The sequence below is a fragment of the Paenibacillus sp. KS1 genome, from assembly GCF_001680695.1.
GTDB lineage: Bacteria > Bacillota > Bacilli > Paenibacillales > Paenibacillaceae > Paenibacillus_B > Paenibacillus_B suaedae.
The window spans coordinates 1-248 of sequence record NZ_MAIS01000380.1 but is presented as its reverse complement, the minus strand read 5'-3'; the positions used below and the strand labels follow the sequence as shown (position 1 = coordinate 248).

General features: G+C 53.2%; 1 rRNA gene. It reads left to right on the top strand.

Annotated features, from left to right (window positions below):
• Positions 1–248 (top strand): 23S ribosomal RNA (locus BBG47_RS28735); the annotation flags it as partial.

The window sequence follows — 248 nt, the reverse complement described above, 5'->3', positions numbered from 1 at the left end:
GCTGTCCTTAGTACGAGAGGACCGGGATGGACGCACCGCTGGTGTAACCAGTTGTTCCGCCAGGAGCATAGCTGGGTAGCTATGTGCGGAAGGGATAAGCGCTGAAAGCATCTAAGCGTGAAGCCCCCCTCAAGATGAGAGTTCCCAATTAGTAAGACCCCTTGAAGACGACGAGGTAGATAGGTTGGAGGTGGAAGCACAGCAATGTGTGGAGCTGACCAATACTAATCGGTCGAGGGCTTATCCTA